12 protein-coding genes are annotated in these 15,055 nt (G+C 56.3%); 8 read left to right on the top strand and 4 right to left on the bottom strand.

Annotation, left to right across the window (positions count from 1 at the left end):
* The first annotated feature begins 320 nt into the window (after positions 1–320).
* From C1N56_RS19725 to C1N56_RS19715, 3 genes are read left to right on the top strand one after another with little or no spacing between them, the layout of a single operon-like run.
* A complete protein-coding gene (locus tag C1N56_RS19725; protein WP_283342349.1) occupies positions 321–1,055 on the top strand; it encodes a gluconate 2-dehydrogenase subunit 3 family protein in 735 nt (244 codons plus the stop codon).
* Positions 1,052–2,827, top strand: coding sequence for a GMC family oxidoreductase (locus C1N56_RS19720; protein ID WP_394517628.1), 1,776 nt, complete (start codon positions 1,052–1,054; stop codon positions 2,825–2,827). Before C1N56_RS19725 ends, C1N56_RS19720 begins: the two co-directional genes overlap by 4 nt.
* A gap of 18 nt (positions 2,828–2,845) precedes the next feature.
* Entirely contained in the window at positions 2,846–4,141 is a 1,296-nt protein-coding gene (locus tag C1N56_RS19715; protein WP_394517627.1) for a c-type cytochrome, read from the top strand.
* A gap of 113 nt (positions 4,142–4,254) precedes the next feature.
* On the opposite strand, the gene C1N56_RS19710 is transcribed toward C1N56_RS19715, so the two are convergent.
* The 3 genes from C1N56_RS19710 to C1N56_RS19700 all read right to left on the bottom strand — a co-directional run bounded on the left by C1N56_RS19710 (position 4,255) and on the right by C1N56_RS19700 (position 6,966).
* Complete coding sequence (locus C1N56_RS19710; RefSeq protein WP_058759073.1) at positions 4,255–5,322, bottom strand: mechanosensitive ion channel family protein; 1,068 nt, start codon at positions 5,320–5,322, stop codon at positions 4,255–4,257.
* Between the two features lie 406 nt (positions 5,323–5,728).
* Positions 5,729–6,307, bottom strand: a complete 579-nt coding sequence (locus C1N56_RS19705; protein WP_262264045.1) for a YceI family protein — start codon at positions 6,305–6,307, stop codon at positions 5,729–5,731.
* 281 nt (positions 6,308–6,588) lie between these two features.
* Positions 6,589–6,966, bottom strand: coding sequence for a winged helix-turn-helix transcriptional regulator (locus C1N56_RS19700; RefSeq protein WP_021509005.1), 378 nt, complete (start codon positions 6,964–6,966; stop codon positions 6,589–6,591).
* 101 nt (positions 6,967–7,067) lie between these two features.
* Between C1N56_RS19700 and C1N56_RS19695 the strand changes: the two genes are divergently transcribed.
* Positions 7,068–7,796, top strand: a complete 729-nt coding sequence (locus C1N56_RS19695) for an SDR family NAD(P)-dependent oxidoreductase (protein WP_262264256.1) — start codon at positions 7,068–7,070, stop codon at positions 7,794–7,796.
* Between the two features lie 58 nt (positions 7,797–7,854).
* Here the strand turns inward: C1N56_RS19695 and C1N56_RS19690 are convergent, their stop codons facing one another.
* Positions 7,855–8,634 (bottom strand): MipA/OmpV family protein, encoded by a 780-nt coding sequence (locus C1N56_RS19690; RefSeq protein ID WP_262264046.1) that lies wholly within the window; start codon positions 8,632–8,634, stop codon positions 7,855–7,857.
* 125 nt (positions 8,635–8,759) lie between these two features.
* On the opposite strand from C1N56_RS19690, the gene C1N56_RS19685 reads away from it, so the two are divergent.
* The 4 genes from C1N56_RS19685 to C1N56_RS19670 all read left to right on the top strand — a co-directional run bounded on the left by C1N56_RS19685 (position 8,760) and on the right by C1N56_RS19670 (position 14,955).
* Complete coding sequence (locus tag C1N56_RS19685) at positions 8,760–9,455, top strand: response regulator transcription factor (RefSeq protein ID WP_262264047.1); 696 nt, start codon at positions 8,760–8,762, stop codon at positions 9,453–9,455.
* Positions 9,452–10,624, top strand: coding sequence for a sensor histidine kinase (locus tag C1N56_RS19680; protein ID WP_159377655.1), 1,173 nt, complete (start codon positions 9,452–9,454; stop codon positions 10,622–10,624). The genes C1N56_RS19685 and C1N56_RS19680 overlap by 4 nt, the downstream gene beginning before the upstream one ends.
* A gap of 97 nt (positions 10,625–10,721) precedes the next feature.
* Positions 10,722–11,891 (top strand): efflux RND transporter periplasmic adaptor subunit, encoded by a 1,170-nt coding sequence (locus C1N56_RS19675; RefSeq protein WP_262264048.1) that lies wholly within the window; start codon positions 10,722–10,724, stop codon positions 11,889–11,891.
* Positions 11,875–14,955 (top strand): efflux RND transporter permease subunit, encoded by a 3,081-nt coding sequence (locus tag C1N56_RS19670; RefSeq protein ID WP_394517626.1) that lies wholly within the window; start codon positions 11,875–11,877, stop codon positions 14,953–14,955. Before C1N56_RS19675 ends, C1N56_RS19670 begins: the two co-directional genes overlap by 17 nt.
* The last annotated feature ends 100 nt before the right edge of the window (positions 14,956–15,055 follow it).

Raw genomic sequence — 15,055 nt, 5'->3', positions numbered from 1 at the left:
GGTAGCGGATGTTAATGAAAGCGACCAATTCATAACAATTTGCCCACCACGCATGTATATCTTCGTTACAAATAGGGTGAGAAAATGACTTTGTTTCATATGGTACAACACTGTTTCACCATGTAAAATCGCAACGACTATCCAGTAAGACTGCTTACAGCATGCATCGATCCCCGAGAGATCGGGCTGCCGCATGGCCAGAGGATTGAATACAGAAAAACAATTAGTTGAGGTTATTTATTATTCCCCTGGGAAAGAAAGGGGGTGGGCAAAAGCAAGTAGTGCAAAGCGCCATGTCTTTGTACTCAGGAATCATTTGAATGAAATCAAAAGAGCAACCAATCAAAACATCCAGAAGGTCATTTCTGCAGAAAACCCTTTCTGTTATCCCCTTCACCGCGCTTGCAGGCACCACAGCAGTGAGCGCGATGGCTTCTGCAGCTCCGGCTAAAGAAAAAAGTGAGACCTATCACTACGTTCCGGTATTTTTTAATAATGACGAATGGCGATTTATTTTATCCGCAACGGACCTGCTGATTCCTGAAGACGAATTCGGCCCCGGTGCGGTGAGTGAAGGCGTGCCCGTTTACATCGATAAGCAAATGGAATTGCCTTATGGCTATGGTTACCTGTGGTATATGAGCCCGCCATTTCAGGAATCGATTCCTGAGATGGGATACCAGACTAATCTGGTGCCACGGGAAATTTACCGCCGGGGAATTATCAACCTGAACAAATACTGCCGTGAAAAGTTCCAGAATAACTTCGCAGATTTAAGCAAAGAAAAACAGGAAGCGATTTTACACGATCTGGAGTCGGGAAAAATCGTGCTTGATACTATTCCCGGCAAGTTATTTTTCTCTCAGTTACTACAGAACACTAAAGAAGGTTATTTAGCCGATCCGGTGCATGGCGGTAATCAAACCATGGCATCCTGGAAATTAATTGGTTTCCCGGGCGCGCGCGCGGACTTTATTCAGGTTATGGAGAACCCCGATAAACCTTATCCTTTAGGCCCTGTGAGTATTTCTGGCAAGTATGGTGCAAAAAAATGACGATTAAAAAAGAACCTGTAGATGTAGTTATTGTTGGCTTTGGCTGGGCTGGTTCGTTGATGGCGATGGAATTAGCCTCAACCGGATTAAAAATTGTTGCGCTTGAACGGGGAGAACAGCGAGATACTTACCCTGACTTTGCCTATCCCCGTATCATTGATGAGCTGACATATGGTGTCAGGCTAAAACTTTTTCAGAACATATCCAAAGAGAGCGTGACGGTAAGGCATACCACTAAAGATACCGCTTTACCTTATCGCCGCATGGGTTCTTTTTTACCCGGCGACGGCGTGGGCGGCGCTGGCGTACACTGGAATGGTCTACTGTGGCGGCCACTGGAAGCGGATCTCCGACTGAAAACCGTGGTGACTGAAAAATATGGTGCCAGTTTTATTCCTGAGGGTATGACGCTGCAGGACTATCCTTTCAGCTACAGTGAAATAGAACCCTATTTTGATAAGTTTGAGAAAATTTGTGGTGCTTCAGGCCAGGCCGGGAACCTGAATGGCAATATCATCGAAGGTGGCAACCCCTTCGAAGCGCAACGCGCGAATCCTTTCCCGACCAAACCGTTGCTTTACCAGTATTCTGCCATGCTGTTTGAAAAAACCACGAAAGAACTGGGCTACAATCCCTTCCCGGGTCCCGCCGCCATCTGCACTGGGGCATATACCAACCCGTACGGCGTTGCGCTCGGCGTCTGTAACTATTGTGGTTTTTGTGAGAAATTCGGTTGCTATAACTATTCTAAAGCGTCGCCACAAACCAGCGTTATCCCCGCCCTTAAGCAATACGATAACTTTGAATTACGCTGTAAATCACATGTGCTTCGCGTCAATAAAGACAACACGGGTAAACTGGCCACTGGCGTAACCTATATTGATGAAAATGGCAGTGAAGTCGAACAACCCGCAGCGATGGTTATCCTCAGCGCCTTCCAGTTGCATAATGTCCGGCTGCTTTTGCTATCCAAAATCGGTAAGCCTTATAATCCCGAGACAGGCGAAGGCGTGGTTGGCAGGAATTATGCCTATCAAATGTTAGGCGGCGCAAAACTGTTCTTCAATAAAGAGACCTACTTTAACCATTTTGCCGCCACCGGTGCGTCAGGCGCCTATATTGATAATTACAACAGTGAAAACTTCGATCACTCTGCTGCAGGCTTTATTGGTGGCAGTATGGTCTCTGCGCATGTTACCGGCGCCCGGCCTATTGAACAAACTGTCACGCCTAAAAATGCGCCTAAATGGGGCAGCGGCTGGAAAAAAGCAATCAGGGATAGCTACCTGCATAATATGAGCATTGGCGTCAGTTCATCTGTCATGCCTTATAAGCAATGTTATCTTGATCTTGACCCGACCTATACCGATGGTTATGGGCTGCCTTTATTAAGAATGACGTTTGACTGGCAGCAGAATGAACTCAAAATGACCCAGTTCATGGCAGGCAAAACGGAAAATATCATTAAGGCTATCGGGCCAGATTCTTACGACATGGGCTTCAAAAACTTATCTACGCATTACGATGTTCGTCCTTATCAATCTACCCATACCACCGGTGGCGCCATAATGGGTGACAGCCCGGCGACCAGCGTGGTGAATAAATATCTGCAGTGTTGGGACGTGTCCAACGTGTTCGTGGCCGGTGCCAGTTGCTTCCCACAAAACCATGCATACAACCCCACGGGAATCGTCGGCGCAACCACGCTATTTTCAGCTAACGCAATCAAAACGATTTACCTGAAAAATCCAGGCCCAATGGTTCAGGCTTAAGGGGATAAGGATAAGAAGATGAAAATGACCTGTTTGAAATGGCTGTCCTTATTAACACTATTCTGTGCTTTATCCTCTGCAGCGGAAGATGTCTCTCCGGAACTCATCAGCAAGGGTAAATATATTGCCACTGCCGGAGATTGCGTTGCCTGTCACTCGATTGCCGGAAAAGAGAGCTTTACCGGCGGATTAAAAATGATGACGCCGGTTGGCGCAATTTATTCGACTAATATCACCCCGGATAAAGCCACCGGTATTGGCGAATACACCTATGACGACTTTGCTAAAGCATTACGTCAGGGAGTAGCGAAAGACGGGCGACATTTGTATCCAGCGATGCCTTATACGGCTTATGCCAAAGTTAACGATGAAGATATGCATGCTTTGTATGCTTACATGATGCATGGTGTAACGGCGGTTCACGCGGAAAACAGAAAAAGCGATATTCCATGGCCACTGAATATGCGCTGGCCACTGGCCCTGTGGAATCTGGCTTTCCACGACGATAACGCTTACGCAGCGGATACCACCAAAAGTGCGGAGTGGAATCGTGGCGCTTATCTGGTGCAGGGATTGGGTCACTGCGGCACCTGTCATACCCCGCGTGGCATTGCTTATCAGGAAAAATCGTTAGATCAGCAGGGCAAAACGTACCTGACCGGCGGGACACTGGAGGGCTGGCATGCCCCGGATCTGACCGGCAACGCGAAGTCGGGACTCGGCAGTTGGTCAAATGAAGATATTGCGTTATTTCTGAAAACCGGTCGTACCAACACCTCAGCCGCGTTCGGTTCTATGACGGATGTGGTAGAGCACAGCACACAATATCTCAGCCAGGCCGATCTTGCTGCGGTGGCGAGCTATTTGAAGCCACTGCCGGCTTCCGCACCTGATATGCCGTCTGCGCCATCCGCCGATACCACCACTGCCGCGCTTATCCGGGGAGACATCAGCGTACCTGGTTCACGGCTGTATATGGATAACTGCTCAGGTTGCCACCGCCTGGATGGCAAAGGCTACGCCAAAACCTTCCCTTCTCTTGCCGGTAACTCAGCAATCCTGAGTGATGATCCTTCATCGGTGATTAGCATTGTACTGCGCGGCGGCAAAATGGCTGTCACGAAGGAGGCGGTCACCGGGCTGGCTATGCCTGATTTTGCCTGGCGGCTCAACGATCAGCAGGTGGCGGATCTGGTGACATTCATTCGTAACGGCTGGGGCAATCAGGCACCTGCGGTAAGCGCGGATCAGGTAGCAAAACTGCGTAAAGATCTGCCGAAGGCAGCGGAGGCGGATAAGGATAAGAGTCAGTAAAAACGGACGGAGAAAACGCCCTGTTCAGGGCCCCGACAAGGGCCCTGATAATGACGCCGGATAGCAATGGCAACCTGAGCAACTACCGTGCAATGCCCCATCGCCAGCCTGCACTATGCTTTGTCGGCGTCGGTCAGGGTGGCTCTTACCTGCGGCAGACTCTGCGGGTAATTCTGCTGAATGAATTCAATCATTTTCTCGCGTACATAGCAGCGCAGATCCCATGCCGTCGGTGAGTTCTGCGCGGTCATCAGTAAACGGATGGTCATGGTTTTTTCCGTGGTATCGGTCACCTGCAGTACCTGAGTTTCGCGATCCCAGAGCCGCGTCTCATTGAGGATTTTTTCAAAATGCTCACGTAGCGGCGCCAGCGGCATCGAGTAATCAACATACAGAAACACAGACCCCAATATTTGCGCATTATTTCGCGTCCAGTTCTGAAATGCATTCTCGGTAAAATAGGTGATGGGCAGCACCAGACGGCGTAAATCCCAGATGCGCACCACAACATAGGTCAGATTGATTTCCTCAATCCAGCCCCACTCCTTTTCGACCACCACCGCATCGTCAATTTTTATCGGTTGGGTGAAAGCAATCTGAATGCCGGCAAACAGATTCACCAGCGACTTTTGCAAAGCGAAACCAATAATGATACCGGCGACCCCGGCACCCGCGAGGATGGTGGTGCCGAATTTACGTACACCAGGGAAGTTGAGCAGAATTAAACTCAGGCAAAACAGTACCAGGATGACGATAGCCACTTTTTTAACATAGATTAATTGCGTACGAATTTTACGCGCGCGCAGGTTGTTCGACAGGTTGATATCATAGCGAATAAATAACATATCCTGCGCTACGTTAATCAGGCGAATCAAAATGGAACAAAACGATAAGATGATAAAGATATTAAGCGTGGTGGCGATAAAGCTCAGTGAGCCAGGATCAAGATGCACATAATTCATTCCCATATTGATCAGCAGTAATGGAATGAATAAAAATAACGATCCCCGCAGATGCTTTTCCAGCGATTTAAACAGCTTGCGATCGCGGCTTTGCCAGTAGCGAATAAATCTGAGAAGAATAAAGCGGGCCAGAAAACCCAGCAGTAGCGAGAGTGTGACGAGCAATACAGCAGGCACCCATGTCGGCGCACCAGATAACTCACCAAGCAGTAATGGCATGATATTCCCTTCTGTTCAGCTAACAACCTTGGTTGTCAGATAAGTCATCAAAATCAGTAACCGTTATCGTGCCGGTTATCTGTTAACCTCATGATTTCGCACTTCAGTGGGTAAAAATATAGTTCACTGACCGCTGTTAGCAGGGGAAAAACCCTTCAGGTTATCGGGTGCTCTGCTGGCGGTCATCGCAAGGTTATGAATTGGTGGTTTTTTTCGGCTTTATTGCTAAAGGTCTGAAATTGCAGGCAGGTGATGAGGCAAAGCGTCAGAGGGTGCTGACGAGAAATGCGCTGGCAGGCAGTGATGCTGCACCCAGGGAAGAAGTACAGACAACCTGTTGCGCCAACTCGCGCATAGCGCCGCAGGTTGATGCAGAGAAAAAGCGCGCGATTAAGCGCGCAATGCATTATTTGGCATACGCCTCGGTAGAGAGCGTAATCGTCACTTCGTCGCCCACGGCCGGAACATATTTATCGATTTTAAAGTCCGAGCGTTTGATGACGCCGGTGGCATCAAAACCGATCGCCTGCTTTTTAACCATAGGGTGCATATCCTGCTTGTTCAGCGTGGCATGCAGCACAACCGGCTTAGTAATACCTTTAATGGTTAAATTACCCTGCACATCATATTTATTATCGCCTTTGCTTTCCACATGGGTGCTGTGGAAGGTGGCCTGAGGATATTTTTTAACGTCAAAATACTCATTACCCAAAAACTCTTTGGTCAGCGCTGGCACATGCGTGTCGATCGTTTTTAACGGCAGGGTCACATTAACCTGTGCCTTTTCCGGGTTTTCTTTGTCAAAAGCCAGCTGACCGGAAACATCAGAAATATCAGCAGTCGGATGAGAGAAACCAAAGTGATTCCATGCGATCACTACAGAAGTATGTTGCGGGTCAAGGTTATATTCCGTCGCTGCGGCATGTGACAGAGGAACATATAATGCCACCAGAGAAAGCAGCGCCGTTTTTTTCAAAAATTTCATGGAAACATCCTCAAATAATCAAGTGCTAATACTGTAGCGCAAACCTACTGAGGTGTTATTGAAATCATTTGCTTTACCCATTCAAAATTTTTAACCGTTTTCTACCGCAAGCAAATAATAACGCAGAGTGAATTTTACCGAAATGACGTAATTAAATTCCGGCGAGTAGAATTTAATAAGTCCGTTTTTATGTGGGCTATTTTAGCGGCGAGGAGAAGAACGGCAAGCCATGTTGAGCATGCGATTAACAGACCGCCTGAATAGCCGGCGGCCGCCACGCTTTATTCTTCGCTGGCACGACGTTGATCATAGACAACCTGTGCCTTTTCAATCGCGTCGCCCTGCTCTCTGGCCCACTTCACCAGCGCAACAAACGGATCCTGCAATGTCTGGCCCAGCGGCGTAATGGCATATTCCACCGCCACCGGGGACGAGGCGATCACGCGACGGCTAATCAGGCCGTTACGCTCCAGCCGGCGCAACGCCTCCGTCAGTGCCTTGTGGGTAATCGGATCAAGACGGCGCTTGATCGCGTTAAAGCGCGCGGGTTCAGTGCACAGCACGGTCAGAATTAATACCGACCACTTATTGGCGACCTGTTCCAGGATTGGACGGGTGCTGTTGATCTCTGCCAGCAGCGCCGCGATATCAGTCGGCATGAGGTTTCCTTATGTATATCTAATGTAGATAAGGTGCGTAATTGACACTAAATATACGAAATGTATCATCAGCCGTCCACCCCTCTCATTCTGGAGCAGCCATAATGAAACTCGAAGGAAAAGTCGCGCTGGTGACCGGCGGCGGCAGTGGTATCGGCCTCGCCATCGCGCGCCGTTTTGTGCAGGAAGGTGCCCACGTTTTCATCACCGGGCGACGTGAAGCGCTGCTGGCCGAAGCCGTCACGCTGACTGGCGGCCGCATTGAGGCGATAACAGGCGACCTCACCAGCGCAGACGATGTTGCCCGTCTGTTTGACACCGTGCAGGCCCGCGCCGGACGTCTCGATATTCTGGTGAACTCCTCTGGCGTGGCTGAACCCGCCAGCCTCGAAGAGACCAGCGCAGAGCACTTTGACCGCACGTTCGGCCTCAACGTGCGTGCCATGGTATTCACCGTACAGCATGCGGTGAAGCACATGACGGAAGGCGGTGCCATCGTGCTGGTGGGATCGATTGCGGGCGGCATGGCCAATCCCGGCTATGGCGCTTACTCGGCCAGCAAAGCCGCGGTGCGCGCCTATGCCCGCACCTGGAGCAGCGAACTGGCACCGCGCGGCATTCGCGTCAACACGCTTAGTCCTGGCCCGACGGACACGCCGATGTTTGACCAGGTCAGCGACGAGGTACGACAGACATTCAGCGCGCAGATACCGGCCAAACGCCTCGGCCATCCTGACGAAGTTGCGGCGGCCGCCCTGTTCCTCGCATCGGACGAAAGTGTCTATGTCACCGGCAGCGAACTGGTGATTGATGGCGGCATGTCCGCGTAGTGGCTGTCGTGCTGCACCGCGCGCCGGCCGGGCGTTGTGCAGCCACCGAAAACGTTTCTCAGAAGGTGTAGCTAAAGCCGACCGTGCCGGTGACCTGATCGCGCCGGGACGCGATCGGGCTGTCCGCGGCGCGATCGCCCAGCCAGCTGTAACCGGCGCTGACCAGCGTGCCCCAGTGGGCATCAAACTGGTGGCTCCAGGTGAGCGTAGTCGCAACCCCGTAGAAGCCGCCGCCGGCATCGTAGCGTGAAAACCGGCTGCGCCTGCTCTGGACATCGCTCACGCCATACCAGGTATTCATATAACGCGCATCGCCAAACAGCGCCGCCGTCTGCAGTGCAATGGTATCGCTGTCGCGCTGGACGGGCACCAGCGTAACGGATGCCTGATAGTTCACGCCCTGATCATCACTGAGCGGCAGCACCGCTTTGCCCTCTGCACTCAGCCACGGCGTGAGCTGCCAGCCCAGCGCCAGTGCAGTGTTCACCGTCGCATTGATGTTTCCCATGCCTTGCAGCCGGCTGGCGCCGTCCCGCCACGTTGAATCTTTATCGCTTCTGCCGAGGCCGTAACCCAGCGTGTGTTCCAGATAAACCCCGCTGTCGCTCTGCAGGTCGTACCCGATGCCTTTCTGGGCATCAGCAAAAAATGCGCCATCTCTGGCCTGGAAAATCGGTACCGGCTGCACCCGTGTTTTATTCGATCCGCTGTAGCGTGGCGCGAATTGCGCCCCCGCGCCGAGCGTCAGGCTGGTCTGTGCGTCACCATCCGCCCTGGCGGCAGCGGAAATCATGAGTAGCAGATGGGTCATGTACATCAGCGTTTTTCTGGTTATCATCGTGTCACCTCTCTATCGGTCCGTTTACCGCCCCTTGCCCGGGCAGCCGCAGCGCGAAGCCGAAGTATCCCGGGGCTGTGTCAACAAACAGCCAGGGATTTATGAAGAAACTGTCAAGGTGAGTTATGCAGACCAAAAATATCCTGATTATTGAGGACGACGCTGACGCGGCTGAGGTGCTGGAGGCCTATCTGCTACGGGAAAATTATGCGGTGCGTGTTGCCGCAGATGGCCTGAGCGGACTTGAGCTGGCCCTGCGCTGGCAGCCCGATCTGATTTTGCTTGATGTGATGCTGCCCGGCCTGAACGGCACCGAGGTGCTGGCAAAACTCCGGCGCAGCAGCGAGGTGCCGGTGATTATGGTCACGGCCATGGGCGATACGCCCGATCGCATCGGTGCCCTGCGCTACGGCGCGGATGATTATGTGGTCAAGCCTTACCATCCCGGCGAAGTGGTGGCACGCGTGCAGGCAGTGCTGCGGCGCAGCGCGGTAAAAACGCCGCAGGAAGAGATCCTGCGCTGGCAGGGGCTGGAGGTGAACAGCAGCGCGATGACGGTTACCGTCACGCAGGCCTCGGGCAACGTGCTTTGCGTTGATACCACGCCAACCGAATTCACGCTGCTGGTCACGCTGATGCGCGCACCGGTGCGCGCGCTGAGCCGCCCGTTTTTGCTGGAGCAGTGTATGCCGGACAGCGACGCGCTGGAGCGGGTGATTGATACCCACGTGTATAACCTGCGCAAAAAGTTAGAGGCGGCCGGTATGGCGGGCGTGCTGCTCAACGTGCGCGGCGTAGGCTACCGGTTCCGCCAGCCATGACAGAAAAATCCCCACAAACGCTCTGGCGCTGGCTTTGTCTGCGCATTCTGACGCTGGCTATCGGTACCGTGGTACTGATTGCTTTGTGCATGTGGCTGCGCTTCACGGTGCAATACCTGTGGATCACGCACCATATGCCGCCGGCGGTTCTGCGTGAATTTCTCGCCCTGCGTGCACATCCGGAACGCGATCCCGCGCGCTTTCACCAGATCATCGATAGCTGGTGGGGCATACGCTACTCCGACCCGTCCATTGCTTCCTCGGATTGGATTACCGTCGGCATCCTGGTGCTGGTGACCATTCCGTTTATTGCCTATTTCGGGCTGCGCCACGCGCGCCCGCTTTCTGCACAGTTCAGCCAGCTCAGACGAGCGGCAGACCAGGTGACCGCAGGCGATTTCGGTGCGCAGGCGGCGTTAACACCGGCAGCGCCCGCCGAACTGGCGCAGTTCGCGCACAACTTCAACGCGATGACGCGCCAGCTGGCGCGTTACGACAAAGAGCTACGTACGTCGCATGTCGCCATGGCGCATGAGCTGCGGTCGCCGCTCAACGCCGCCATGGTGCGTCTGCAGGCGCTGCTTGATGGCGTGTTCAGCGCTGATTCACGTCAGCTCGCCCTGATCATGGCGCAGCTCAGTTGTCTGCACCGGCTGATCGATGAGCTGCATCTGCTGTCACTGGCGGATGCCGGCCAGCTCACGCTGGAGAAAGTCCGCTGCAACCCGGCCGATATCCTGCGCGAGCGCTTACAATGGATCAAACCGCAGCTGGATGAAGCACGCATCAGCACCGGGGTAACGCTGGCTGAGGAGACATTACTGCCGGTCGATCCGTTCCGTCTCGGGCAGGTTTTCACCATCCTGCTGGAAAACGCCCTGCGCTATGCCGGAAGCGGCAGCCAGCTGCAGCTGCGCACGCGCAACACCGTTGATCATTACGAAATCATCGTGCAGGACAGCGGCCCGGGCGTTCCTGCGGCGTTTCTGGCGTTGATGTTTGAGCGCTTTGCGCGCGGTGAGGCGTCACGCGCCCGCCACTCGGGCGGCAGCGGGCTGGGCCTGTCGATTGCGCGGGCGATTTGCCAGGCGCACGGCGGCACGATTAATGCCACGCTGCCGGCAACGGGAGGCTTGCAGGTACAGATTTTGTTGCCGCGCAACGCCTGACGTTGTTGCCCTTCTTGACACGCTCTTGATGGAACATCGCCGGATTCTTGATAATCGCACGGTGTAATGGCGCAAATACCGATAAAGGAATTGCGCCATGACCGACGAGCTTCCCTGCCTGATCAAACAGGGTGTGCGCCACCTGCTTAATCCGCGCCACCTGGTTTCCCTGCTGCCGCTGCTGCCCTGTCTGCTGCTGACGGCCCTGCTGCTGACCGGCTGTGACCGCAAGCGTTCACCCACGCCGCCGCCACCGCGTCCGGTAAAGTTCATCACGGTTGGCCCGCCCACGCCCGCCGGGCAGCAAACCCTGACCGGCGAGATCCGCGCGCACGATGAAACCTCGCTCAGTTTCAGGCTGGAGGGGCGGATTCTGACGCGCAGCGCCGATGTCGGCAGCCGCTTCAGGCAGGGAGAGACGCTCGCCGTGCTGGACAGCCCCGGCGCGCTGAATCAGCTGGCGAGCGCACAGGCGGAGCTGAACAGCAGCCGCGCGGCCGAAAAGGTGGCGGCCCTCAATCTGCACCGCATGCGCCTTCTGATGCCGTCCGGGGCAATTGCCCGTGCTCAGCTCGATAGCGCCAGCGCCGACTGGCAGGCTGCGCTGGCGCGGCGGCAGAGCAGTGAAGCGGCATTGAAAAATGCGCAGGATAGCCTGCGCTGGACCCACCTTACCGCGCCTGAGGATGGCGTGGTGACGGGCGTCAGCGCCGCAGCCGGTCAGGTGGTCAGCGCCGGTCAGACGGTGTTTACGGTTGCGACCGGCACAGGCCGTGACGTGGTATTTGACGTTGCCACACCTGAAACCCTCGATCGCCGGGCCAGTGCCCGCTTCCGCGTTGCGCTATTGCAGAATCCGTCCGTGATAGCCGAAGCGCACCTGCGTGACGTCAGTCCGCAGGCCGACGCCCAGACACGCAGCTGGCGGGTGCGCATCACACTGGACAATCCTCCCGCAGAGATGGTGCTGGGTGCCAGCGTCGCCGTCACCCTGCCGCTGATTGACACGACGGCGGATGCGGTGATGGCGATTCCGGCCACCGCGCTCACCCGCCAGGCAGGCCAGCCGGCGGTATTTATTCTCGACCCGGTGAAAAACTGCGTTATCCGGCGCACGGTCGCGATTGCCGGCTACACGGCAGATGCGGTATGGATTCGCGCCGGCATCATGCCGGGCGATCGGGTGATCACGGCGGGCGTCAGAAGCCTGCGTGACGGTGAACGCGTTGCCGGCAGCCAGGAGGATCAGCATGAAACCGGCGTTTAATCTTTCTGCCTGGGCGCTGAAGCAGCAGCAGCTGATGGCCTTTCTTATGCTGCTGATTGTGGCAGCAGGCATCGTCAGCTATGAAAAACTCTCGCGCAACGAAGATCCAGCGTTCACCATTAAAACTGCGGTGGTGTCTGCGCAGTGGCCTGGTGCCGACATCAACGATATGGTCAGACTGGTCACCGATCCGCTGGAGAAAAAGCTGCAGGAAATTCCCTGGCTGGATTATGTGCAGAGTGAAACGCACGCTGGCCGCACGGTCATTTTCGTCAATCTGCGTGACGATACTCCGCCCGCGCAGGTGGCCGGAATCTGGTATCAGGTGCGTAAAAAAATGCAGGATGTGACCCCGGCTTTGCCGCAGGGCGTGCAGGGCCCGGCGGTCAACGATGAATTTGACGATACCTTTGGCACGATTTACGGCTTCACCGCTGACGGTTTTTCCCCGCGCGAGCTGCGAGACCGGGTGGACGACATCCGCCGCGATCTGATGAGTCTGCCGGATGTGGGTAAGATCCAGCTACTGGGCGAGCAGGAAGAGCAACTGGTGGTGGCCTTTTCCCCGCGCCAGCTGTCCGCCATGGGGCTGGATTTGCAGCAGGTAGCAGAGGCGCTGCGCGCGCAGAACGTCGTGGAGCCGGCAGGCAGCGTGCGCACCGCCACCGATAACATCGCCCTGCGCGTGAGCGGCGCGTTCAACAGCGAGGCGAGCCTGCGGGCGGTTACGCTGCGCGTTAACGATCGCTATGTTCCGCTGACGGCGATCGCCACGATTACGCGCCGCCCCGCCGAACCGCCCGCCCCGCTGTTCCGCGTCAACGGCCAGCCGGCCATTGGACTGGCGGTGTCGATGGCCGCCACCGGCAACATGCTGGATTTTGGCCAGGCACTGCGGGCGCGCATGGAGAGCGAAGCCAGCCAGCTGCCGCACGGCATTGAGATGACGCGCATCGCCGATCAGTCAGCGGTAGTGCAACAGGCGGTGAGCGGATTTGTCGATGTGCTGGGCGAGGCAGTGATCATTGTGCTGGCGGTTTCGTTTGTCTCGCTGGGACTGCGCGCCGGCCTGGTGGTCGCGGCGGCGATCCCGCTGGTGCTCGCCATGACGTTTATCGGCATGCATCTGGCCGGTATCGGCCTGCAGCGCATCTCGCTCGGCGCGCTGATCATTGCGCTGGGCCTGCTGGTAGACGATGCAATGATCACGGTGGAAACCATGGTGGCGCGGCTGGAGGCCGGCGATTCCCGCACCGGCGCAGCGACCTGGGCGTTCAGTACCACCGCCTTCCCGATGCTGACCGGTACGCTGGTGATGATTGCCGGTTTTATTCCGGTCGGCTTTGCCGCATCCAGCGCGGGCGAATATTGCTATACCCTGTTTGCGGTGGTGCTGATGGCGCTCATCAGCTCATGGCTGGTGGCGGTGCTGTTTTCACCGCTGACCGGCAGCTGGCTGTTGCCGGCCACGCTAAAGCAGCACCGCGCCGGAAACGGGCGCCTCAGCCAGTTCTATCGCCGCCTGCTGAGCAGCGTGCTGCGCCACCGCATGCTGACGCTGGCGATGGCGTTGCTGGCGCTATTGCTGGCCGGCGTCGGCACCACGTATATGCAGGGCGAGTTTTTCCCGGCCTCCGATCGGCCGGAGCTGCTGGTGAGTCTGGCGCTACCTGCCAGCGCGTCGCAGCAGGCCACCCTGCGTCAGGTGCAACGCCTTGAGCAGATTGTCTCCGCCAGCCGGGATGTTGACCACTACTCGTCTTACGTCGGCACCGGTGCGATACGCTTCTACCTGCCCATGGATGTGCTGCTGGACGATGAAAACAGCGCTCAGCTGGTGGTCGTGGCCAAAAGCCTGGCCGCCCGTGAACGACTGCAGCGCTCACTGGATGCGGTGCTTGCCCGGGATTTCAGCGACATCACCACCCGCGTCGCGCCGCTCGAGCTCGGTCCGCCGGTAGGCTGGCCGATTCGTTATCGCATCAGCGGTCCGGATTATCGCCAGGTGCAGCAGCTGGCAGAGCGGCTGGCCGCCGCGCTCGGCAGCTCAGCGCTGACGCGTGACGTCAATCAAACCGCCGGTGAGCCCGAACGCGTTATCACCTTGCAGGTGAATCAGACGGCAGCGCGCGCAGCCGGCCTCTCTTCTGACCTGATTGCTCAGTATCTGCATACGCTCTGGTCAGGAACGCTGATCACCACGGTACGCGATCGCAACCGGCTGATTGATGTGGTGCTACAGGGCAACGCTGCGGCGCGCCATGACCTGAGCAGCCTGTCCGGATTGCTGCTAACTGCGCCGTCGGGCGCAAAAATTCCGCTGACGCAGGTCGCAACACCGCAGTGGGGGCTGGAGGATCCCGTTATCTGGCGACGCCAGCGCCTGCCGTTTATCACCGTCCAGACCGATACGGCGCCGGGTTTGCGCGCGGAAGCCGTCTCAGCCGCCCTCACGCCGCTGATTGCCACCTTCAGGGCCAGCTTGCCGGCCGGTTACCGCCTGAACGAGGACGGGGCGGTAGCAGAGTCTGACAAGGGCAACCAGTCGGTGATCGCTATCCTGCCGGTCACGCTGCTCTGCATGCTGGTATTGCTGATGTTACAGCTGCGGCGGATTTCCCGCATGCTGCTGGCCCTGCTGATGGCGCCCTTTGGTCTGCCGGGCATTGTGCTGGCCATGCTGCCGACCGGCACACCGATGGGCTTTGTGGCGCTGCTGGGCGTTATTGCTCTGGCTGGCATGATCATCCGCAACGCGGTGATCCTGATCAGCGAGGCGGATAACAACGTTGATGCAGGTATGCCGCCGGATGCCGCCATTGCGGCTGCGGCAGAACACCGCGCACGGCCGATCGTGCTCACCGCCAGCGCCGCGATTCTCGGTATGATCCCCATCTCGCGTCAGGTTTTCTGGGGACCGATGGCGCTGGCGATTATCGGTGGGCTGTTAGTGGCGACGCTGGTGACGCTCACGGTTTTACCCGCGGCGATGAGTCTGGTGATGCAGGCAGCAGCCCGTCGTGACAAACTGAAATCGCTGCGCTGGCGGCCGTTCAGAAAATAACCGCCTGCTGGTCAGCCCTGCTGGCACGGGGCAACGAAAGGTTTATCCACAGGGTTCCGGGCGGGATATGCACGCCAGATGTGGACAGTATCAGGAGAGA

The sequence above is a fragment of the Pantoea sp. SGAir0175 genome, from assembly GCF_043547855.1.
This window is presented reverse-complemented; position numbering and strand designations above follow the sequence as displayed.

What these genes read in the sequence shown, in the direction of transcription:
- C1N56_RS19725 (WP_283342349.1), top strand. Translation starts at nt 321, where the DNA reads ATGAAATCAAAAGAGCAACCAATCAAAACATCCAGAAGGTCATTTCTG.
- C1N56_RS19720 (WP_394517628.1), top strand. Translation starts at nt 1,052, where the DNA reads ATGACGATTAAAAAAGAACCTGTAGATGTAGTTATTGTTGGCTTTGGC.
- C1N56_RS19715 (WP_394517627.1), top strand. Translation starts at nt 2,846, where the DNA reads ATGAAAATGACCTGTTTGAAATGGCTGTCCTTATTAACACTATTCTGT.
- C1N56_RS19710 (WP_058759073.1), bottom strand. Translation starts at nt 5,322, where the DNA reads ATGCCATTACTGCTTGGTGAGTTATCTGGTGCGCCGACATGGGTGCCT.
- C1N56_RS19705 (WP_262264045.1), bottom strand. Translation starts at nt 6,307, where the DNA reads ATGAAATTTTTGAAAAAAACGGCGCTGCTTTCTCTGGTGGCATTATAT.
- C1N56_RS19700 (WP_021509005.1), bottom strand. Translation starts at nt 6,966, where the DNA reads ATGCCGACTGATATCGCGGCGCTGCTGGCAGAGATCAACAGCACCCGT.
- C1N56_RS19690 (WP_262264046.1), bottom strand. Translation starts at nt 8,634, where the DNA reads ATGATAACCAGAAAAACGCTGATGTACATGACCCATCTGCTACTCATG.
- C1N56_RS19685 (WP_262264047.1), top strand. Translation starts at nt 8,760, where the DNA reads ATGCAGACCAAAAATATCCTGATTATTGAGGACGACGCTGACGCGGCT.
- C1N56_RS19680 (WP_159377655.1), top strand. Translation starts at nt 9,452, where the DNA reads ATGACAGAAAAATCCCCACAAACGCTCTGGCGCTGGCTTTGTCTGCGC.
- C1N56_RS19675 (WP_262264048.1), top strand. Translation starts at nt 10,722, where the DNA reads ATGACCGACGAGCTTCCCTGCCTGATCAAACAGGGTGTGCGCCACCTG.
- C1N56_RS19670 (WP_394517626.1), top strand. Translation starts at nt 11,875, where the DNA reads ATGAAACCGGCGTTTAATCTTTCTGCCTGGGCGCTGAAGCAGCAGCAG.